This is a genomic window from Streptococcus sp. oral taxon 431 (genome assembly GCF_001553685.1).
Taxonomy (GTDB): domain Bacteria; phylum Bacillota; class Bacilli; order Lactobacillales; family Streptococcaceae; genus Streptococcus.
Genome location: NZ_CP014264.1, coordinates 449,085 through 469,993, shown reverse-complemented (window position 1 = coordinate 469,993; position 20,909 = coordinate 449,085). Strand labels below are relative to the sequence as shown.

The window sequence follows — 20,909 nt, the reverse complement described above, 5'->3', positions numbered from 1 at the left end:
TTAGACTAGTTCGTTTTTTACTTATATTTATTATATCTCTTGTAGTTGTAATGTCAAGAGTTACCACTCAGCCAGTCATCTAGTTCTGCATCATGCCCTTGACTTTGAGCAATTTCATGAAGTAGTTCCTGATTATGGGTATGGTGAATCCCATTAACCAAGCTTTCATAATAAACTTGGTAGTAGGGTAAATTTAAGTCTTTGGCTAGCTGTAATTCTGCCTCAATATCATAATCGACCCGACGGAAATCGATATCTTTCAATCCTTTTTCGTCAAATTCTAAGATCATGTATTGGGCCCGCAAGTCTTTGCGTAAATTCCCAGATAAAAAGAAGGGTTGCCCAATCGAACCTGGATTCAGGATAAGCTGGCCACCACTACCATAACGAAGAAACTGCTGATGGATATGACCATAAATGGCAATATCGCAATCCGGATTGGTGACAAGACGATCAAAATCCTCTTGCTTACCAAGATGAATCAGCTCTCTTCCCCAGTTTTTATCAGGCAAGTGATGGCTAATCCCTAGCTTCAGATTACCAAACTGACGATGCACTTGCAAAGGATAGTCCTGCAGTGCCTCAATCTCTTGGCTACTAATTTCTTCCATAATATACTGACACTGGCGCAAGAGATAGCGATGGCTCGGTCTGCTTTCATCTAACTTGCGATGACAGGCTCGCCAAAGACTATCTTCCCAATTTCCCAGAACTCTAAGAGTAATGGGTAAAGTGTCCAATCTCTGGAGAATATTTTTTCGTCCTGTTCCAGGCATGAGAATATCTCCTAAAAGCCAATACTCATCAACCCCCGCCTTCTGGGCATCTGCCAGAACAGCCTCTAAGGCTGTTGTATTGCCATGTATATCTGATAATACTGCGATTTTTGTCATATCTTTTCCTCTTAGCTTTTCTATTTTTATTATAACAAACTCCAAGTCAAAGTCAAAAAGCACCTATCTTTCCTATCGTTTTTTACTTTACTTTTTTAGTGAAAAGGATTACAATGAAGGTAATAAGAATGAGGAGGTTTTTGCTATGACACAACGTTATGAAAATATCATGGTAGCAGTTGACGGTTCTAAAGAAGCTGACTTGGCTTTCATCAAAGGGGTTCATTCAGCACTGCGTAACCAAGCAAAACTAACTATTGCTCATGTCATTGACACACGTGCTCTTCAAAGCATCTCAACATTTGATGCCGAAGTTTACGAAGAGTTACAAGTAGAGGCCAACGATTTGATGGCAGAATATGAAAAGCGTGCAAGAGATGCTGGCCTCACAGACATAAAAGTTGTTATTGAGATGGGTAACCCTAAAACTCTCTTAGCTAAAACAATTCCAGACAAAGAAAAGGTTGATTTGATTTTGGTTGGAGCAACAGGGCTCAATGCTTTCGAGCGCCTGCTAGTTGGTTCTTCATCAGAATATATCCTACGCCATACCAGCGTTGACCTTCTCGTCGTTAGAGATAAGGATAAAACTTTGTAATAAAAACAGAAATGAGGTTGGGATTTTTCTCCTAACCTCATTTTTTTCATAAATTGTTGATGCAGTAGTTGGAGCCAGGAAATCAAAACAGCATTCAAGGCTTCCTTTTCTATCGCCTATTTCTTATCAGCTCTTTCCTTGTGACGTTCATAGGCCTTTATCTGACGCTCAATCTCCTTTTTAATGGCTGGTTCTGGAGCATATCTCTCCTCCCAGTCATCTGGTTTTAGGATCTTGTGGGTCACTGGATCAAAATGAGCTTTTCCATCAGGGAACATTTTACCCATATTGGCTTGATGGACAATATCAAAAATCCGTTCTGGATCCACTCCCATCAAAACAAAGCTACCATAGGTGAAATACAAGGTATCAATTAAGGCATCTACTTGCCCTACCAAATCTTGCTTAGCAGGTGTTTTCTTAGCAACTTTCTCTGCTGCTTGATCCAATGCTTGGTGTAACTGTCCAACTGCCCGTTCGAAGTCTTCTTCAGAAGAGCTAGCAGCTCGAACAAACTCGACCAGTTCTTCTATCTTAAATCCCGCTCTATGGGTGGCACCTTCTAAATCCCAAGCTTGTGGCTCTTCTTGAGTTCGTTCATCCATCATGTGGTGGAAGGTTTTGACCTTATTGAAATGATAGTCACGGCTGACAAAGACTTTCTCTGAAGCCAAAACACCAAAGTGTTCCAAGGCCTTGTGAATCCCATCTTGCTGGTTGCTGGTTGTGATATGCTTCGCCACTTCCTTGACACTGCTACTACCATTGCCCATAGCGACTGACATCCCAACACCTGCCAGCATCTCTAAGTCATTGTCCGAGTCACCAAAAGCCATGACTTGATTGAGATCAAAACCATACTCTTTTCCGACTCGGCGAATGCCTTCTAACTTGGAATTTCCTTGGTTGATGACATCGGCTGCAAAAGGATTACTACGAGTTAACTTCAAGTCTTTAAAATCAGCTGCTGCTTTCTCAGATTCTTCTGGCGTCATTAGCATCAAAACTTGATAAATGGGCTGATTCATCAAGTGAAGCAAGTCTTCTTCCTTCTGAGGAACAATCTTACTCACCATTCGATTAAAGGAATGACTAACTGTACGAGTCAACATAGAGGGGACAAAACGACTCACCCTTTGAGAAAAAGAACCTAGGCCAAAAGACATGATTTTCGAACCCAGCATGGCATCCTTGGTCCCTAGAGCAATCTCCTTGCCCTCTTTTTTGGCATAGGTGATCAACTGCCGTAAATGAGACTTGGAAAGAGGACTTGTAAACAAGACTCTGTTTTTATTAAAGATATATTGGCCGTTATAGGTTACGGCAAAATCCAGATCTAAATCTTCCATTAAATCCTTAACAAAAAAAGGTCCTCGCCCTGTCGCTACTCCAACAAGCACCCCCTGGTCCTTCACAATCTTAATCGCGTCCTTAGTGGATTTCAAAACACTCTTGCGATCGTTGACTAGTGTTCCATCGATATCAAAAAAAACAGCTTTGACTTCCATCCTACCTCATTCTCCCCTTTTGTGATACAATGATTATACCACATTTCAGAAAGAGTGAGTAAATCATGCCTAAGAAAATCCTTGTTTTACATACGGGTGGTACTATTTCCATGCAAGCCGATGACTCTGGCGCTGTTGTAACTAGCCAAGAAAACCCTATGAATCATGTATCCAATCCACTTGGAGGAGTTGAAGTCCACGCGCTCGACTTTTTTAATCTGCCAAGTCCCCATATTAAACCCAAGCATATGTTGGCCCTCTATCAAAAAATCAAAGAGGAGGCTGATCATTATGACGGTTTCGTGATTACACATGGGACAGATACCTTGGAGGAAACTGCCTATTTCCTCGATACCATGGAGATTCCTCACAAACCGATCGTACTAACAGGGGCCATGCGTAGTTCCAACGAACTCGGAAGCGATGGTGTCTACAATTATCTCAGTGCCCTACGCGTAGCGAGTGACGATAAGGCTGCTGATAAGGGTGTCTTGGTCGTGATGAATGATGAAATCCACGCTGCTAAGTATGTGACCAAGACGCACACGACAAATGTTAGTACCTTTCAAACGCCGACCCACGGCCCTCTTGGGCTCATCATGAAATACGAGATTCTCTACTTCAAAACAGCTGAACCCCGTGTTCGTTTTGACCTTGATAGGATCCAGGGCTTGGTTCCAATTATTCCAGTCTATGCTGGTATGACAGAAGAACTCCTTGATTTGCTTCCTGTTGACCAGCTAGATGGTCTTATTATCCAGGCCTTTGGTGCTGGAAATGTTCCCAAGGAAACATCACAAAAATTGAACGCCCTTATCCAAGAAGGACTCCCAATCGCCTTGGTTTCTCGTTGTTTTAACGGGATTGCTGAACCTGTTTATGCCTATGAAGGCGGTGGCGTTTGTCTACAAAAGGCTGGTATCTTCTTTGTCAAAGAGCTCAATGCTCAAAAGGCTCGTCTCAAACTCCTCATTGCTATCAATGCTGGCCTTACAGGGGATGAATTACGAGCCTATATGGAAGGATAATACTCTTCGAAAATCAAATTCAAACCTCGTCAACGTCGCCTTGCCGTACTCAAGTACAGCCTGCGGCTAGTTTCCTAGTTTGCTCTTTGATTTTCATTGAGTATAAAAAAGTCGGTGAGATAGAAATTACTAGATCAAGTCTTGTTTTCTAGTCACCCCCGCAAGCCTTCTACCATCACCTTGATTCTTGAACCATTGACCAAAAAGTTTTTACTACTAAAAAGCGAGAGTGGGACAGAAATCGGTAATTCGTTAGAATTCGATTTCGTCGTCCCACCTCCGCACAGTTGAGTAGGGCTGTAAAAGCTGATGAAATCAGCGTAGTAGGGCCCACTCAACCACTGCGTCTTGCTCGACAATCCAAAGACAATTGAGAGGCTAGGACTTTTGTCCCAGCCTCTTCTTGTTAATCTTTACGAGTTGAATGACGTTCTACCAAACCATGTGGCAAAAGAACTTCACGCTCTTCTAACTCTTCCTTATGCATAATCTTCGTCAACATACGCATACTAATAGCACCAAGATCATACAAAGGTTGCGCAATGGTGGTTAGGTTTGGACGAGTATAGCGCGCGATTTGTGAATCATCACTGGTGATAATTTCAAAGTCTTCCGGTACAGAAACTCCCTTGTCAGCAAGTCCGTTCAAAACACCTGCCGCTAATTCATCACCTGTTACAATCGCTGCTGTTGCTTTAGAAGAAATCAAGCGTTCTGCCAAGGCATAACCATCATCATAACGGTATTTTGATTCAAAAACAAGACCTTCACTGTAGTTAATACCCGCTTCTTTCAAAGCATCTTTGTAACCAGCTAAGCGAATCTTGCCATTAATATCATCCACTAATGGTCCACTAACGAAGGCAATTTTTTTATTTCGTTTCAAGAGATGGCGGACTGCATCAACAGTAGCATGTTTATAGTCAATATTGACACTTGGAAGTTGGTGTTCTATGTCAACTGTTCCTGCAAGAACCACAGGTGTGCGTGAGCGTGAAAACTCTGAGCGAATCTTCTCAGTTAAATGATAACCCATGAAGATAACGCCATCCACCTGTTTAGAAAAGAGAGTATTGACCACAGATACTTCCTTTTCATCATCCTCATCACTGTTAGCAAGGACGATGTTGTATTTGTACATTTCCGCGATATCGTCAATCCCCTTAGCAAGGGTAGAGAAATAAGTGTTTGTGATATCTGGAATAACAACTCCAACTGTTGTTGTTTTCTTGCTTGCTAGACCACGAGCTACTGCATTAGGGCGGTAGTCAAGACGATCAATGACCTCTAGGACTTTTTTACGGGTGTTTTCTTTGACGTTCTTATTGCCATTGACAACACGACTGACAGTTGCCATTGACACTCCCGCTTCTCGGGCAACGTCATAAATTGTTACTGTATCATCTGTGTTCATTCCGTTTCCTTTCTACTTTGAAAATTTTGTTTTCATGATTCAACTGTTTTCATTTTACCACTAATTGTAAGCATTTTCAAGCATTTGATGAAGATTCGTTGAAAAAATTTCAAAATCATTCCCATCTTTTTAAAGGTAGTTGACTTTTCTTGATTTTTCTAGCAGTTTGCAGTATGATAATAAAAAAATCAATTAGGAGATAGGGATGGCTTTTACAGATTCTCATAGACGATGCGCTAGTTTCGGTGTAGTGACCAATTTACCCGACGATGTTATCGATTCAATCTGGTATATAATCGATCATTTTTTAAAGCATGTTTTTGATCTAGAAGATGAATTGGAATTTCGGCTTTTGAATAATGAAGGCTCCATCACTTTTCGTTTTTCTAGTCAACATCTTCCAACAACGATTGACTTTGACTTCAACCATCCCTTTGACCCACTCTATCCACCTAAAGTTCTGGTGCTAGATATGGATGGGAAGGAAACCATTCTCCTACCAGAAGAAAATGACCTATTTTAAAAACTCTAGCTTCCCCTATCTACTTAGGAAACTAGAGTTTTCTTTTTGCTAATAAATAGAACGACTGACTACTATACCACTTGGTTTGGTATATTCTAAATCAAGATAATCCTGATAAGTTCCTGGGACGATAAATCCTTGGGGGCTGAGAATGTCTGTTCCAGCTTTACCCACGATAGAGTCAGCCAATAAGACACAATTTGTACTGAGAACAAAATAGGTCTTAAACTTAGACGAACTAAACTTATAAAGAGCGGCATCAGCCTCGTGTTTCAGCTGATAAGAGTAGGTATGCTTGATTTCTCCTTCTCTTCTTTTCATGAGTTGAGAACTTGGTTCCCAAGGAATTAAGAGTTCTTCAATTTCTCTCAGTTGTTCCTCGATTGCTTCTTTCTGTTGTTCAGACAAGCTTAAGCCATAGACAAAGAGAGTTTTCTGGCTTTCTCTCTTACAGAGTTCGATATACTTTTCTCGATTAGCCTTAAATAGAACCCCATCCCCAATCATCCCAAATAAACGCTCCGAGTGCGGATCATAAGAACCATAGGAAATAACCTGACCTTGATAGCAGATATCCACATGCCCCATGGCTAAAAAGAAAGAGGATTCTGAAGTATGGATAAAAATTTCCATATCAACTGTCTGGTCATTTTTTCTCTCTGAATGTACTTTCCCTTCTTCGGACTCATGATTAGAAAACCATTTATTCAATCGACGTAGGGTATTGATAGGAATTAGAGCTGTTACAAAAATGGGCAGGGTCATTCGTATCTTCCGCTTAAGCCTAGGATTACGGATTCCTTTTTCAAAAAAGAAACCATCTCTGAGACTACTTGCCCCTAACATCAGTAAGTAAAAACCAAGTAAGAGCAATTCAAAATTTGTTGCGTCATGAAAAGGGGAGATACTATAGAGACCAAATCCCATCATCCACAAAGCATCAAATAAGTAATTGAGCCTCGGATGGATATGATTATTTCGGTAAATCAACCAGGTAATCAGGCTAATCAAACCTGTAAACAATTGATAACTTCCAATAGCAATGACTAAGACATAGAGGGCTATCTCTTGCAGGATGACTGACTCAAATAGAATGACAGCAAGTCCTAACTTGGCTATGGTTACAAAAATATTTTCTCTACAGGACTTTTCCTGAAACCATCGTGTCAATAAATGCCAAACAGTCGACAAGGAAAAGTAGGCCATCAAGAGTTGATAACCAAGCCTCGGTACAATCTGTCCAAAACAAATCAAGAGAAGACCGAGGATAATAGCTAGCATTCCTTCCCCTAGACTTTTCCATTTACTATAAGTTTCGAAAAACTTAGGCATTTTCTTTCTCCAATTGACGATACAAGTGGCGGATCGGTTGTTTCAGTGTTGGATGGATGAAATGAGGTGCAATTTCCTGCAGAGACTCTAAGACAAAGAGGCGCTCAGCGATATAAGGATGGGGCAAGATAAGGTTGTCTGTATAGATGATCTGGTCCTCTACAAAAAGCAAATCCAGGTCAATCAATCGAGGTCCCCAATGAACCTCTCTGACCCGTCCCATTTCTGATTCAATCTCTAACAAGGTTTCTAACAAGATTGGAGCTGGCAACCAGGTTTCCACTTCAATGACTTGATTGGCAAAGCTATCCTGCTCCACACCACCCCAAGGCTCGGTCGTTAAGACACTAGACTCTTTGAGAATATGGATACCACGAGCTTTCATTTGGTCAATAGCTTGCTTGAGATTAGCCGCCTTATCCCCCATATTGCTTCCTAAAGCGATAAAGGCACACTGTTTGCGACGGTGGATGGTTACTGAACAAGTATCCAGCGGTAGATGGATAGGTGCCCAAGGTTTTTTTAGTTCCAGCTCAATCTCTTGAACGAGAGGGTAGGTCTCAAAAGTACGCTCTACTAGTTTGTAGGCTACTGTTTCAATCAAGTCTTCAGTATTTTCCTGAAACCATGTCGTCCATTGCTGGCAAAGTTCTCCGTAATGGACAGAAGCAGTTAAATCCAAGTCTGTCGCAGCCTTGGTCATATCATAGGATAGGGTGGCTGAAACGACAAACTTCTGCCCCAGTTCCTTCTCACTAGGAAAAAGTCCATGAAAGGCGAAAATTTCTAGGTCTTTAATTCGCATTTGATCCATAACTAGTCCTTTCTAGAAAAATCCGCCCAAAGCGGATTCTTTTTATACTCAATGAAAATCAAAGTGCAAACTAGGAAGCTAGCCGCAGGCTGCTCAAAACACTGTTTTGAGGTTGCAGATGGAAGCTGACGTGGTTTGAATTTGATTTTCGAAGAGTATTATAGTCCCATTAAACGATAAGCCTGATCACGAAGATCCTTATCTGTCTCAAATAGACCACGAGCCACTGTTGTCAAGGTTGCAGTTCCTGGTTTTCGAACACCGCGCATACTCATACACATATGTTCTGCTTCAATGACAACGAAGGCTCCCTTGGCTCCCAAATACTCCATCAAGGCATCAGCCACTTCGATATTCAAACGCTCTTGAATCTGTGGCTTTTTAGAGTAGACTTCCACCGTACGAGCTAACTTTGATAAGCCTGCTACACGCCCATCAGGAATGTAGGCAATATGAGCTCGACCATAAAATGGTAAAAAGTGGTGTTCACACATGGTGTGGAAAAAGATATCCTTTTCCACTACCATATTGTCATCAATAATCTCAAAGGATTTTGACAGGTGCTCTTCAGCAGTTTGCCCAAGACCTGAAAAAATCTCTTGGTACATACGAGCGACACGGGCTGGTGTTTCCTGCAAGCCTTCGCGATTTGCATCCTCACCAACTGCCTCGATAATCATTTTTACAGCTTCTTCAATCTTTTGTGTATCCATTCTAATTTTTCCTCTCCATTAGGTAGGTTCTCACTTGGGCTAAAAAGTATAATGAGCCCGTGATAATCCTAACTGTTTTTTTCTCTTCATTTTCTGATAATTTTTTGTCTAGAAATTCCTGCCAACTTTGGTAGTTGAGATTTCTAGAATCAGCCATCTCTTTCAAGACTTTTTCATCCGTCGCCCGACTATCCTCAAAATGAGTTAGTGTAATCTTAGTATTGGACAAAGTTTCTAGCAAGTCCAACATATCCTCCAAGGCCTTGGTTTTGATACAAGTAAAGAGGATTTCCTTCTGATAGTCCGTAAAGCGTTCTTTCAAAGTAGCCAACAAGGCCTTGATGGCATGGGGATTGTGGGCCCCATCTAAAATCATCAAGGGTTCCCTATAAATAACTTCCAAGCGCCCAGGCCAGCTTGTTTCTTCCAAAGCTTGAGCCACTAAAGCATTATCTGGTAATTTCTGACCAGTCTCTTTGCAATAGCTATCTAACAAGGCCAGCGCCATCCCAGCATTCTCTATCTGGTGCAAACCAAGCAATCCTGTTTGGAAACGACCTTGTCTGATTGAGCTTGAATAATCAAAAATTTCGCCCGTCTCCACACTCTCATGATGGCTAACTTGATAATCTTCCCCATAGGCAAGCCTAGAAGCTTGTTTCGCTTTCGCAATCTGATCGATAACCGACAAGGCTTCTTGGACAATGTGTCCTGTCACTAGAGGAACTCCTTGCTTGATAATCCCTGCTTTCTGCTCTGCTATGGCTTCCAAGCTATCCCCTAAAAGCGCTACATGGTCTAATCCGATAGTCGTGATGCCTGTTAGGATAGGTTGACAGACATTAGTACTATCCAAAAGTCCGCCCATACCAACTTCCATAATCGCCACATCGACTTGCTCAGAAGCAAAATAGTCATAAGCTATAGCAGTGATAATCTCGAATTCTGTCGTTCCTTGCAAGGCTTGAGCATGCTCCCCTTCAAGTAGTGAACGATAATCCACCATCAAGGACTCTAATCTCGCTTCTGGGATAGATTCCCCATTAATGACAATCTGATCGGTATAATGAATCAGATAAGGAGAGCTAAAGACACCAACTCTTAGTCCCATCTTTTCCAACAGATTCTTCAAAAAGGCTATAGTAGAGCCCTTTCCATTGGTCCCACCAATATGGATAACCTTGAGTTTAAGATGAGGATTACCACGTAAGGCTAATAGCTCCACCATCCTCTCCAGACCAAAATGCGGTTGATCTGTCCGGTAGTTTGCTATCCACTGGTTCGTTTCGTTTTTATTCATATTATTTATATTGTTTCAAATCTAAATTTTCCGCATGGTCTGCCAGACGGATGGCTGATGCAACTTCGATTGCCATCTTGTGGCTGGCTACATCATGCACGCGCACCACTTCTACACCCTGTCTAGCAGCAATGCTGGTCACATGAGCCGAAGCAATATCACGATTTCGGAAGCCAGCTTCAGTATCTGGCTTGACTTCAAATCCATTTTCTTCAAGGATATTGATGACAAAGCGCTTGCGAGAAACTCCTAAAAAGATAGGATAGCCCATTTTGTGCAATTTTCCAAGATCACGTAGGAGGATGAGATTTTCCTTTTTGGTCAAGCCAAAGCCAATCCCAGGATCCAGCATGATGTTTCCTTTCGAAATTCCTGCTTTTTCCGCTCTTGCTAGAGCACGGTCAAAGAAGGTTATCATCAATTCTTCTACTGGTAGTTGTTCAAAGTCTGCTAAGTCTTCCTTTGTAAAAGTCTCTCCAAATCCAAAATGAGGAAATATGAGTGAACTAGGGTGCTGAGGGCGTGCCATGACTGGATTAAACATGATGACTACCCGAGCTCCAGCCCTGGCAACCACCTCTGCCATCTTCTCATCACCCATGAGTCCTGTAATGTCATTGACTATATTAGCCCCAGCTCGTAAAGCCGCTTCTGCCACCTGGCTCTTCCAAGTATCTACCGAAATCCGAACATCACTTTCTTGACGAATAGCCTGAATGACTGGAACCACACGCTGGATTTCCTCTTCTATCTCAACATAGCTACTCCCAGGTCGAGTGGATTCTCCACCGATATCTAAGATAGTGGCACCTTCAGCTATCAATTTTCGAGCCTGCTTCAAAGCTTCCTCAACAGCAAAAAACTGGCCCCCATCAGAAAAAGAATCTGGGGTGACATTGATAATTCCACAAATAGCTGTTTTTGTAAGATTGTCTCTTTTTTCCACGTTCATCACTCAAATTTCATTTAGATTGGTATTCCTCTATTTTACTGTTTTTTTTGGATTCTGTCCAATTATCCCTCGGTACTCCCATACTTTAAAAGAGCGCAAAAAAAGGAGAAGCTGAGTTCTCCTTTTTTATATTCTTATTTTTCAGTCAAAGCTGCAAGTCCTGGAAGAACTTTACCTTCGAGAAGCTCCATTGAAGCTCCTCCACCAGTAGAGATCCATGAGAACTTGTCTGCACGACCAAGGTTGATAGCTGCGGCAGCTGAGTCACCACCACCGATGATTGATTTAACGCCTGGTTGTTTCACGATAGCGTCCATGACACCGATTGTACCAGCTTGGAAGTCTGGGTTTTCAAATACACCCATAGGTCCGTTCCATACAACTGTTTTCGCACCAGTCAAAGCTTCGTCAAATTTAGCGATAGATTTTGGACCGATGTCAAGACCAAGGAAACCTGGGTCAACTGCTTCACCTTCAGTGTCTTTCACTTCAGTGTAGTCAGCAAATGCGTTCGCTTCTTTTGAGTCAACTGGCAAGATCAATTTGCCGTTTGCTTTTTCAAGAAGAGCTTTCGCAACATCCAATTTATCTTCTTCCACAAGTGAGTTACCGATTTCGATACCTTGTGCTTTGTAGAATGTATAAGTCATACCACCACCGATAAGAACTTTATCAGCTTTTTCAAGCAAGTTTTCGATAACACCGATCTTGTCTGAAACTTTTGAACCACCAAGGATAGCCACGAATGGACGTTCTGGAGCTTCAACAGCTTCTTGGATGTAAGCAATTTCGTTTTCAAGAAGGAATCCAGCGACTGCTTTTTCAACGTTTGCTGAGATACCAACGTTAGATGCGTGTGCACGGTGAGCAGTACCGAATGCATCGTTTACGAAGATACCATCTCCAAGTGATGCCCAGTATTTACCAAGTTCAGGATCGTTTTTAGATTCTTTCTTACCGTCAACATCTTCAAAACGAGTGTTTTCAACCAAAAGAACTTGTCCATCTTCAAGAGCGTTGATAGCTGCTTCCAATTCAGCACCACGAGTTACACCTGGAAGGAATGTAACTTCTTGACCCAATTTAGCAGCCAAGTCAGCAGCTACAGGAGCAAGTGATTTACCAGCTTTGTCTGCTTCTTCTTTTACACGTCCAAGGTGAGAGAAAAGAATCGCACGTCCACCTTGTTCAAGGATGTACTTGATAGTTGGAAGAGCTGCAGTGATACGGTTGTCATTAGTAATCACGCCATCTTTTACAGGAACGTTGAAGTCAACACGAACGAGAACTTTTTTCCCTTTCAACTCAACGTCTTTAACAGTCAATTTTGCCATTTGGAAAGACTCCTTAATTTTTTTTACGTGTTAATTATATCACAAAATCAATAAAAGAGATAGCAAAACCTTAAACTTTTATCCACAACAATTTTTCTCGATTAATTCAGGACAGTGCTTGTAACTACGACAGAATACTCTACCATTTTTATTCTCCTCCCCTATACAAAAAGATTTGACTCTTAAAAGTCAAATCTTTTTTATTAAATATGAAGTCAGTGTTAGATACACTCTCTATCTTACTCTTCTTTTTTCTTTTGAGCTAGCAAGCCAAAACCACTTAAAACTCCAGCTAGGCCAAGAGCTACTAGATTTGCATCTACTTCTGTACCTGTACTTGGAAGTTGTTTTCCTTCAATTTTTTCAGCTTGTGCTTCTGTTTTTGCTGGTTCTTGCTTCGCTGCCTGGCTTGCTTGAACTGGCGAAACGGATGTTTCAGTCTTAGGCTCTGTTTTTGTAGTTTCCTTCTTAGTATCTTGAGTCGCTGGAGCAGGTGTAACTGGTCTGTCACCTGGTACTTTAACTATTTTTGTACCGACTTCAACAATCTCAGTTACGGCTTCCTTGAGAACTTCCGTTCCCTTAAGACTACGATGTCCTTCAGAATCAATCTCTACAAGGTTTCTACGAAGGCCTGCAACTCCTACTTGAACCAAGCGTCGTTCTCCTAATGGGAGGCTAGGATTTACTCCTTCTTCATGTCCATATGCAAGAACTTCTTCTTCCACAACTAAGCTTGGTTTCTTAACTTCTAAGACTTTTGGACCGTCTAGCGGTTGAACACGGCTTTCTACCTTCGTACCAACTTCAGTGATTTCTGCAACTGCTTCCTTGACTACTTCTGTTTTAAGAAGAGTACGGTTACCTTTGGCATCTACTTCAATCAGACGACGAGTCTGCCCTTCTACACCTACCTGAACAATACGACGTTCACCCAACAAGAGGTCTCCTGCTGGACGTTCTTGGCGTTCGAAGGTTTGAGTTTCTGTTTCAATCACTAACTCAGGTAGCGCTTCAACTGTTGGCGCAGTTTCTCCTTCTTCTAAGCTACCCACATGATGACTTTCTTCTGCAGGAGCTAGTTTCTTATTCAGCTTTTCTTTCATGTCCGCAAAGGCTTCTGGAGTTGGCGTTTGTGAAGATAATAAAGTCTCAGCTTGCGCAATCAACTCAGATTTAGGATCTTTTTCAAGGACAGATTCGAGCAAGCTTTCCAATTCTTCTCTAGCAGTTTGATAACGTTGATTGCCATCCAATTCAGTACCAGCTTGTTTCAAGTCATTCAAGGCCTGGTTGACTGCTTCTTGACTAGCATCATGATTTTCTAAGATAGCTTTCGCTGCATCAAGCTTCTCAACAAGAGCTGCTTGTTTTGCTGCATCAGCAAATGTATAAGCTATTGTTTCTTTGCGTCCTTGAGCAGATGTGATTTCTTGTTTCAGATATTCGTCGTTAATGGCTGCCTTAGGTGATACTAAAACATCAAAGTCGACAGTTTGTCCTTGATAGTGCAACTGAAGTTTTTGACGGCCTGTTTTTTGAGAATCATAGCCTGTAATTTCGACTCCTTGGTCTGTAAAGCTATGTTCAGTCTCCGTCTCATCATCATACAAGACCTTGAAACGTCCTTCTGATAAGTCTAGAGCATCACCTACCAAGAAGTCAATTTTCGGTTGCTTGCTAATATACAAGGCTGCGACTTCTTTTGGACCAGTTTCTTCACCAGTGACTTGAACCTTAAAGCTACCTGCAACTGGAAGACCAAGATAGGTTACTGTTAACTCTTGTTCGCCATGATGGTGAGCATCGTAGCCGTTGACTACAACACCAGCATGACTAAGGTTGATGACTTCATCTGCTTCTTCACCTTCGTATTTGACACGGAGAAGACCACCTTTAAGATTCAATTCCTCACCAACTTGATAAGTTGCCTTTTTAGGTGCTACTTCTAGACTGACAGCCTTAATCTTTCTTTCATCCTGAGGAATCGTCACAGCAAGAGTATTACTGATTTCTTTCCCTGGCAATTGTGTTCGGTAATAAAGAAGACTTGGACGTTTTTCAAAGCTCAATGGTTCTGTCGCCAAATCCCCTCCAACTGCTGTATTTAAGGTAGCTATTGGAGTTTGTGAATCTGCCTTGTCATAGACTGTGATGGTTGCCCCAGCAGGAGCTTCTGAGAAGCCGAGCTGAATCTTATTGTCAGTTAGAACACGCGCTGCAACTTTACTCATTGGAATGTTTTGGCTCTCCGTATCAAGAGTTTCATACATCTTCCAGTTGTAGATACGAATGGCTTTCCACGGTGTTCCATTGTCAGACGTGATGACATTCAAGCGCCAGTCTTGCGCAGTGATTGGGCTATCAAGGGTGATATCCGAAACATGGGCTTTATTGCCACGAACAGCTTTAGCTAGTTTCCATTCGCCTGCTTCATCTTTGTAGTAAAGGTCAAAGTCTTTGGTGTTCATCAAGCCATCATTAACAGACTCTCCACCAGCTCCTGCGTGGTCCATGACCCATCTAACAACACGGCGTGGTTGTGTCAAACGAATATCAACGCTACCACTCAATTGAGCAGAAGACCATTTGTCAGATAGACTGGTGATGGTCCCATTCAACATACCTTCGATACCTTCTCCACCTTCTGTATTTGGGAAGGTACTTCCGATAACAGTCGCTCCTGGAACGATGTTTGATGCTAATGGTCTTGGAAGGCTTGTATCTTGGACAGTCATTCCCCACTCGAAGTTTGTAGTTGCTGCTTCAGAGCGAAGTCCATTCTTCCCAACTGCGACAACCTTCAACTCTTGACTAGTACCAGTTGCACTAGCTGAACGGCTAACTTTTGGTAGGTAGATCGTAGTTGCAGATGAGCCTGTCAATAGGCGCCAAGCATCGCCATCCTTCTCATAAACTTCATAGAAATCAGCATCCTTGTTACCTGTAAATTGAACAATGGCTTCCGCTTCTTGAGCATTTTTCAGAGATTGTTTAGCTACTTTAAGAGCAGTTGGTGCTTGGGGTGCCTCTTGATTATCTGACACTGTCAACTCACCCAAGTTAAATTGGTAATTCTTAAGAGCAGCAGTATTTTCAAAAGTAAGTTTGATACCGTAAATGGTCTGACCTGCCAAGGCACTCAAGTCAAATTCGTCTTTTGTCCAATCGTCTGATAGAGTCAGTTCTTTACGAGCATTCTCGCCACCATAAGTATAGTTTTTCTGAGTCGCAAATTCTACATAGACCTTGCTTCCTTTACCACCTTTATGGGCGACACGGAGTTTCGTTTTATCTGTTACTTCCAGTTTTGTAGAGTAGAGACGAACATCTTGGTTGGTATTTTCAGCTAAATCACCCGCAAACTTGAGTGAATTTCCTCCATTGTAGGCATCTTCAAAGTCATAGTCAGCTTGGAGTTTAGCAGCTGAGGATGTTTGCCACCAACGCCATGTAGGCAAGATACCTGATACAGAACGGTAGTTCCATTCAGAATCCTTAGAGACTTTACCGTCTACAAACCATTTTTTACCATGTCCAGTGTTAAAGGATGTTGTGAAGCTACGTCCAACTGCTGGTGTGCGGTCAGCTACGAGGTTGGCAATCCCGTACCAGTCCTTGTCCTCTGGTTTTTGACCAGTTGGATCTCCTTGATAACCTGTAAAAAAGATGTTCTCATTCTTATGATAGTCTTCGCCTGTCTTACCAAGACTCGTGATAGTATCAGGTGCAAAGAGTCCAAGTGATAAGCGGAGCTTGCCATTTTCATCTAGAAGGGCATCCCATTTCACTTTTGTCTTGTAGGAACCACCTTGTTGCAATTCCAAACCTGCAAAAACATCATACTGACTACGTCCAAGCCATTTTGCCATAGTTACAGAGTAATCATTTTTCTCTTTGGTCCAGTTAAAGTTGGCAAAGAAGTGATCCGCAGGAACCTTGTCCCCCTCTTTTTCCATGAATTGGTAATTGTATTCACCCAAACCATCTTCATGATAACGACCATATTCATAGGTCATGGCGTCATACCAAGAATATTTGACTGGATGATTAACTTGAGCTGCATATTCCTTGGTATAAAGCATGAAGTCACGCATTTTCTTACCAAGAGGCGTCACGATATCACCTGTTGTTTCTTGGTTGATAAAGTAGCCATCAAAACCATAGTATTTAGCCAAATCAACCAACTTACGAGCGATAGGGAAAGTTCCGTCCTCATCTTGTTGAAGGGCTGCAGCAAATTTTTCTTGGTCTGCAATGCTATTTGACCAGTTGAAGAAGAGTGTACCCAATACAGGAACACCATTACGGTGACCAGCATCAATCACGTCTGGAGTTGGGACGAGCCCTTCCCAGAAGACCATGGAATTCAGGTACTGCCAGTAGTCAAAAGCGTAGGCTTTAAACTCTTCACCACCTACAGAAGCATGGTCTTTAGCCTTAGAGTTAGTGTTAGCAAGAGCTTCAACCTTAGCGTCCTTATTAGCTTTTTCGTTAACTACATGTCCACGATAGCGCTTGGCTAGTTCTACTGAAGAGCGGTTAATAGCATCGTCTTCGCGAGCACCTGGTTCCCATTTCAACAAATCTTCCCATGTGTCAAACTTAATTTCTTTTGGTCGAAGACTTTTTTCTTCTTTCTTAGGAACGTCAGAGACTGTTGCTTTTTCTTCTGGCTTATTTTCTGTAGTAGCAGGCGTTTCTTCAACCTTAGGAGTTTCAGCATCTGTGCTAGTTGCTTCCTTATCAGCTGCAGTCAATTGATCCAAACTTGGTTTCTCTTCTGAAACAGGCTGCTCGCTTGTCTTATCTTCCGTCGCTTCCAGCTCCTTCAATACTTCTGGTGCTGGTGTGGTTGCTTCTGCTGGAGTAGTGGTTGACGGTTGCTCTGAAGCTACTGCTGTAGTTGTTGCCCCATTTTCTGGAACGACAGACTCTTCAGCCAAAGCTGGACCTGCAAATAGAACTGAACCAATCATCAATGAGCAGGCACCCACTGACAATTTCCGAATACTATAGCGACAATGTTTTTCAAAAAATGGATTCTTCATCTTTTTCTCCTTTGACTTTCTTATGAAAGTAAGCGCTTTATTTTTGAATTAAAAAAGTAGCTGTTCCAAAAATACACAGAACAGGTCATTTTTATTTTACGATATTTAGAAAAAGAGTCAACACTAGCCCTTCAAGAACTATAAAGAAGTGAAGAATTAATATAAATTAGACAATCATTGACCATTTTTCAAATAAAATCAACATTTTTCTCAAAAAAAGGCATTTACTACTTGTTAGATTTACTTTTATCCTTTAAAATAGAATGGGAGAAATTCCGCGATTATTTTTCGGAGGAAAAAGAAAATGTCCATTAATTGGCAGGAAATTATTTTTCACTTTTTAGGTGGTCTGGGACTATTTTTATATAGTATCAAGACCATGGGAGACGGTTTGCAACAAGCTGCTGGAGACCGCCTTCGATATTACATTGACAAGTACACAAGTAATCCCTTCTTAGGGGTTTTAGTGGGGATTGTCGTCACTGCCCTAATCCAGTCAAGTACAGGTGTAACGGTTATTACGGTTGGACTAGTCAGTGCTAGTCTCCTCACCCTTAGACAGGCCATCGGGATTATCATGGGAGCCAATATTGGAACGACCGTAACGTCCTTCATCATCGGTTTCAAACTTGGCGAGTATGCCCTACCCTTGATTTTCCTTGGAACCATGTTCTTATTCTTTACAAAAAACCGTACTGCAAATAATATTGGACGTATCCTTTTTGGTGTGGGTGGTATCTTCTACGCCCTCAACCTCATTAGTGCTGGTATGAGTCCACTTAAAGACTTACCTCAGTTCAAGGAATACATGGTTACCTTGGGTCAAAATCCTATCTTGGGAGTTGTGGCTGGTGCTGTCATTACCGTACTGATTCAGGCATCTTCTGCAACTATCGGGATTCTACAAGGTCTCTATGCAGGTGGTTTCCTCGACCTCAAAGGTTCTCTACCAGTCCTATTTGGGGACAATATCGGTACAACCTTAACAGTTATTATCGCAGCAGCCGGAGCAAACGTTTCTGCTAAACGAGTTGCAGCATCACATGTTACCTTTAACGTTTTGGGAACTATCCTCTGCTTAATCTTGTTGGGCCCATTCACTTCGATGATTGAGTACTTCCAAGCTTTACTTCACCTCTCACCAGAGATGACTATCGCTTTCTCACATGGTGCCTTCAATGTAAGTAATACCATTGTACAATTCCCATTCATCGGTGCCCTAGCCTACTTTGTTACCAAGCTAATCCCTGGTGAAGATGAAGTTGTTAAATACGAACCTCTTTATCTGGATGAACAACTAATCCAACAAGCTCCTTCTATCGCCCTAGGAAACGCCAAGAAAGAACTTCTCCACCTTGGAAACTATGCTGTTAAAGCATTTGACCTTTCTTACGACTACATTATCAATTCTAACGAAAAAGTAGCTGAAAAAGGACACAAGACTGAAGAAGCTATCAACACAATCGACGAGAAATTAACACGTTACCTCATTAGTCTATCTAGTGAAGCATTGAGCCAAAAAGAGAGTGAAGTCTTAACCAACATCCTTGACTCTTCTCGAGACTTGGAACGTATCGGTGACCACGCTGAAGCTTTGATTAATCTTAACGACTACTTGCAACGCAAGAATGTTCAATTCTCTAACTCAGCCCTAGAAGAGTTGGAAGAGATTTACCGTCAAACAAGCGATTTCGTTAAAGATGCTCTTGAAAGTGTTGAAAATAATGACCTTGAAAAAGCTCAGGCTCTTATTGAACGCCATGAAGCCATCAACAAGATGGAACGTGTCCTTCGTAAGACTCACATCAAGCGCCTCAACAATGGTGAATGTTCTACCCAAGCAGGTGTCAACTTTATCGATATCATTTCACACTATACTCGTGTTTCAGACCACGCTATGAATCTTGCTGAAAAGGTTTTGGCTGAACAAATCTAAGATAAAAAAATGCTTTGATTCTTTCGAATCAAAGCATTTTAAATAGCTCTCCAATCATAATGGAAGAGGCAGCTGCACCCTTGTACCTTGCTTCTTCCTTTTGGATAAAACTGGCCAGATTGACTAACTCTGGCGCAGGTGTTCTAGGATTCTTGAGAAGTTCAAGAGTGACTAATCCTGAAAGTCGAACTGCAAGCAAGCGCTCATTGGTGCTGGGTAATTGCTTAGCAGTCTCTACAAGTGCAACCACTAAATCTTCACTCAAGTTTTGACGGGCATGATTGTAAAGATCCCGAATCAAGGTTTCTAGGTTTGGTTCTTCCATCCCTATTCCCTCCATCTTTTCTGTTTAATAGTTTTTAATCAAATCTACAGTTGAGCGATCTAATTTTTTAACTAAGGCTTGTAAGAAGGCTTGGGCTTCAAGGAAATCATCCATAGCGTAAAGGGTTTGGTGAGAGTGGATATAACGGGCACAAACACCGATTGTTGTTGATGGTACTCCACCATTTTTCAGATGAGCTGCCCCAGCGTCAGTTCCACCTTTTCCACAGTAGTATTGGTACTTGATTCCAGCTTCTTCAGCTGTCGTCAAAAGGAAATCCTTCATACCTGGGAGAAGCAAGTGACCTGGATCGTAGAAACGAATTAAGGTTCCATCACCAATCTTACCTTGACCACCATAAACATCACCTGCTGGTGAGCAATCCACCGCAAGGAATACTTCTGGATCAAATTTTGTTGTAGATGCATGGGCACCACGAAGTCCAACTTCCTCTTGGACGTTAGCACCGAGGTAAAGTTCATTTCCCAGTTTTTGACCTGACAAGTTTTCTGCCAACTCGCTAACCATGAGAACTCCATAACGGTTATCCCATGCTTTTGAGATGATATTTTTTTCATTAGCAGTTAGGATTGCGCTACTATCTGGAACGATAGTATCTCCAGGACGGATACCAAAACTTTCAGCCTCAGCCTTATCTGCAAAACCACCATCAAAAACGATATCTGAAATAGCTGGCATGGTTGGGCCACCTGTGCCTCGAGTCAAATGTGGAGGAACTGAACCTGAGATGACTGGAATTTCACGTCCTTGGCGCGTAAAGAGTTTAAAGCGTTGGCTGCTGACAACCATAGGGTTCCAACCACCAATGCTGACTACTCGGAAGGTCCCGTCTGGCTTGATTTCACTAACCATAAAACCAACTTCATCCATGTGAGAGGCTACCAAAACACGAGGTGCATTTTCAACTTCTGAGTGTTTAACCCCAAAAATACCACCCAAGCCATCAGTCACAACTTCATCTACGTGAGGAGTAATTTTTTCACGAAGATAAGCGCGAACAGGTGCTTCATGACCTGAGATAGCGGAAAGTTCTGTTACTTCTTTGATTTTAGAAAATAATGTTGTCATTTCTATCCCTTCTTTCTTTCAACCATTTTACCACTTTTTATAGGAGAAAGGTAGTGGAAATCAACATTTTACCAAGTAACTTACTCTTATAACAATAAA

At 41.9% G+C, this 20,909-nt stretch carries 16 protein-coding genes; 4 read left to right on the top strand and 12 right to left on the bottom strand.

All coding sequences use genetic code 11. The annotated features are described in order from the left end of the window. Nucleotides 1–53: 53 nt before the first annotated feature. Nucleotides 54–893, bottom strand: coding sequence for a metallophosphoesterase family protein (locus AXE83_RS02290; protein WP_060956356.1), 840 nt, complete (start codon nucleotides 891–893; stop codon nucleotides 54–56). A 145-nt stretch (nucleotides 894–1,038) separates the two neighbouring features. Between AXE83_RS02290 and AXE83_RS02285 the strand changes: the two genes are divergently transcribed. Further along, nucleotides 1,039–1,491 (top strand): universal stress protein, encoded by a 453-nt coding sequence (locus AXE83_RS02285; protein ID WP_049504821.1) that lies wholly within the window; start codon nucleotides 1,039–1,041, stop codon nucleotides 1,489–1,491. A 116-nt stretch (nucleotides 1,492–1,607) separates the two neighbouring features. On the opposite strand, the gene AXE83_RS02280 is transcribed toward AXE83_RS02285, so the two are convergent. Further along, nucleotides 1,608–2,999: a Cof-type HAD-IIB family hydrolase gene (locus AXE83_RS02280; protein WP_060955267.1), complete on the bottom strand. Its 1,392-nt coding sequence runs from the start codon at nucleotides 2,997–2,999 to the stop codon at nucleotides 1,608–1,610. Nucleotides 3,000–3,064: 65 nt separating this feature from the next. Here AXE83_RS02280 and AXE83_RS02275 point away from each other — a divergent pair, with 65 nt between their 5' ends. Next, nucleotides 3,065–4,027, top strand: a complete 963-nt coding sequence (locus AXE83_RS02275; protein WP_060955266.1) for an asparaginase — start codon at nucleotides 3,065–3,067, stop codon at nucleotides 4,025–4,027. Between the two features lie 406 nt (nucleotides 4,028–4,433). Here the strand turns inward: AXE83_RS02275 and ccpA are convergent, their stop codons facing one another. Next, complete coding sequence (gene ccpA / locus AXE83_RS02270) at nucleotides 4,434–5,441, bottom strand: catabolite control protein A (protein WP_049503580.1); 1,008 nt, start codon at nucleotides 5,439–5,441, stop codon at nucleotides 4,434–4,436. A 205-nt stretch (nucleotides 5,442–5,646) separates the two neighbouring features. Between ccpA and AXE83_RS02265 the strand changes: the two genes are divergently transcribed. Next, nucleotides 5,647–5,964 (top strand): DUF960 domain-containing protein, encoded by a 318-nt coding sequence (locus AXE83_RS02265; protein WP_060955265.1) that lies wholly within the window; start codon nucleotides 5,647–5,649, stop codon nucleotides 5,962–5,964. 48 nt (nucleotides 5,965–6,012) lie between these two features. Here AXE83_RS02265 and AXE83_RS02260 read toward each other — a convergent pair whose 3' ends face one another. The 7 genes from AXE83_RS02260 to AXE83_RS02230 all read right to left on the bottom strand — a co-directional run bounded on the left by AXE83_RS02260 (nucleotide 6,013) and on the right by AXE83_RS02230 (nucleotide 17,460). Beyond that, complete coding sequence (locus AXE83_RS02260; RefSeq protein WP_060955264.1) at nucleotides 6,013–7,296, bottom strand: hypothetical protein; 1,284 nt, start codon at nucleotides 7,294–7,296, stop codon at nucleotides 6,013–6,015. Then, the gene (folK, locus tag AXE83_RS02255) at nucleotides 7,289–8,110 is read right to left on the bottom strand and encodes a 2-amino-4-hydroxy-6-hydroxymethyldihydropteridine diphosphokinase (RefSeq protein ID WP_060955263.1); all 822 of its coding nucleotides are present in this window, start codon (nucleotides 8,108–8,110) and stop codon (nucleotides 7,289–7,291) included. The genes AXE83_RS02260 and folK overlap by 8 nt, the downstream gene beginning before the upstream one ends. Nucleotides 8,111–8,268: 158 nt before the next feature. After that, nucleotides 8,269–8,823, bottom strand: a complete 555-nt coding sequence (gene folE, locus AXE83_RS02250) for a GTP cyclohydrolase I FolE (RefSeq protein ID WP_000380927.1) — start codon at nucleotides 8,821–8,823, stop codon at nucleotides 8,269–8,271. 1 nt (nucleotide 8,824) lies between these two features. Then, nucleotides 8,825–10,123, bottom strand: a complete 1,299-nt coding sequence (locus AXE83_RS02245; protein ID WP_060955262.1) for a bifunctional folylpolyglutamate synthase/dihydrofolate synthase — start codon at nucleotides 10,121–10,123, stop codon at nucleotides 8,825–8,827. Between the two features lies 1 nt (nucleotide 10,124). Next, nucleotides 10,125–11,075 (bottom strand): dihydropteroate synthase, encoded by a 951-nt coding sequence (folP, locus tag AXE83_RS02240; protein WP_060955261.1) that lies wholly within the window; start codon nucleotides 11,073–11,075, stop codon nucleotides 10,125–10,127. Nucleotides 11,076–11,209: 134 nt separating this feature from the next. Then, nucleotides 11,210–12,409 (bottom strand): phosphoglycerate kinase, encoded by a 1,200-nt coding sequence (locus tag AXE83_RS02235; RefSeq protein WP_001096781.1) that lies wholly within the window; start codon nucleotides 12,407–12,409, stop codon nucleotides 11,210–11,212. A gap of 239 nt (nucleotides 12,410–12,648) precedes the next feature. Next, entirely contained in the window at nucleotides 12,649–17,460 is a 4,812-nt protein-coding gene (locus AXE83_RS02230) for an endo-beta-N-acetylglucosaminidase (protein ID WP_060955260.1), read from the bottom strand. 304 nt (nucleotides 17,461–17,764) lie between these two features. Between AXE83_RS02230 and AXE83_RS02225 the strand changes: the two genes are divergently transcribed. After that, the gene (locus tag AXE83_RS02225) at nucleotides 17,765–19,396 is read left to right on the top strand and encodes a Na/Pi cotransporter family protein (RefSeq protein ID WP_060955259.1); all 1,632 of its coding nucleotides are present in this window, start codon (nucleotides 17,765–17,767) and stop codon (nucleotides 19,394–19,396) included. 28 nt (nucleotides 19,397–19,424) lie between these two features. Here AXE83_RS02225 and AXE83_RS02220 read toward each other — a convergent pair whose 3' ends face one another. Together AXE83_RS02220 and pepA are read right to left on the bottom strand one after the other, a co-directional pair. After that, complete coding sequence (locus tag AXE83_RS02220) at nucleotides 19,425–19,721, bottom strand: hypothetical protein (protein ID WP_060955258.1); 297 nt, start codon at nucleotides 19,719–19,721, stop codon at nucleotides 19,425–19,427. Nucleotides 19,722–19,745: 24 nt separating this feature from the next. Then, complete coding sequence (gene pepA, locus AXE83_RS02215) at nucleotides 19,746–20,810, bottom strand: glutamyl aminopeptidase (protein ID WP_060955257.1); 1,065 nt, start codon at nucleotides 20,808–20,810, stop codon at nucleotides 19,746–19,748. Nucleotides 20,811–20,909: the final 99 nt, after the last annotated feature.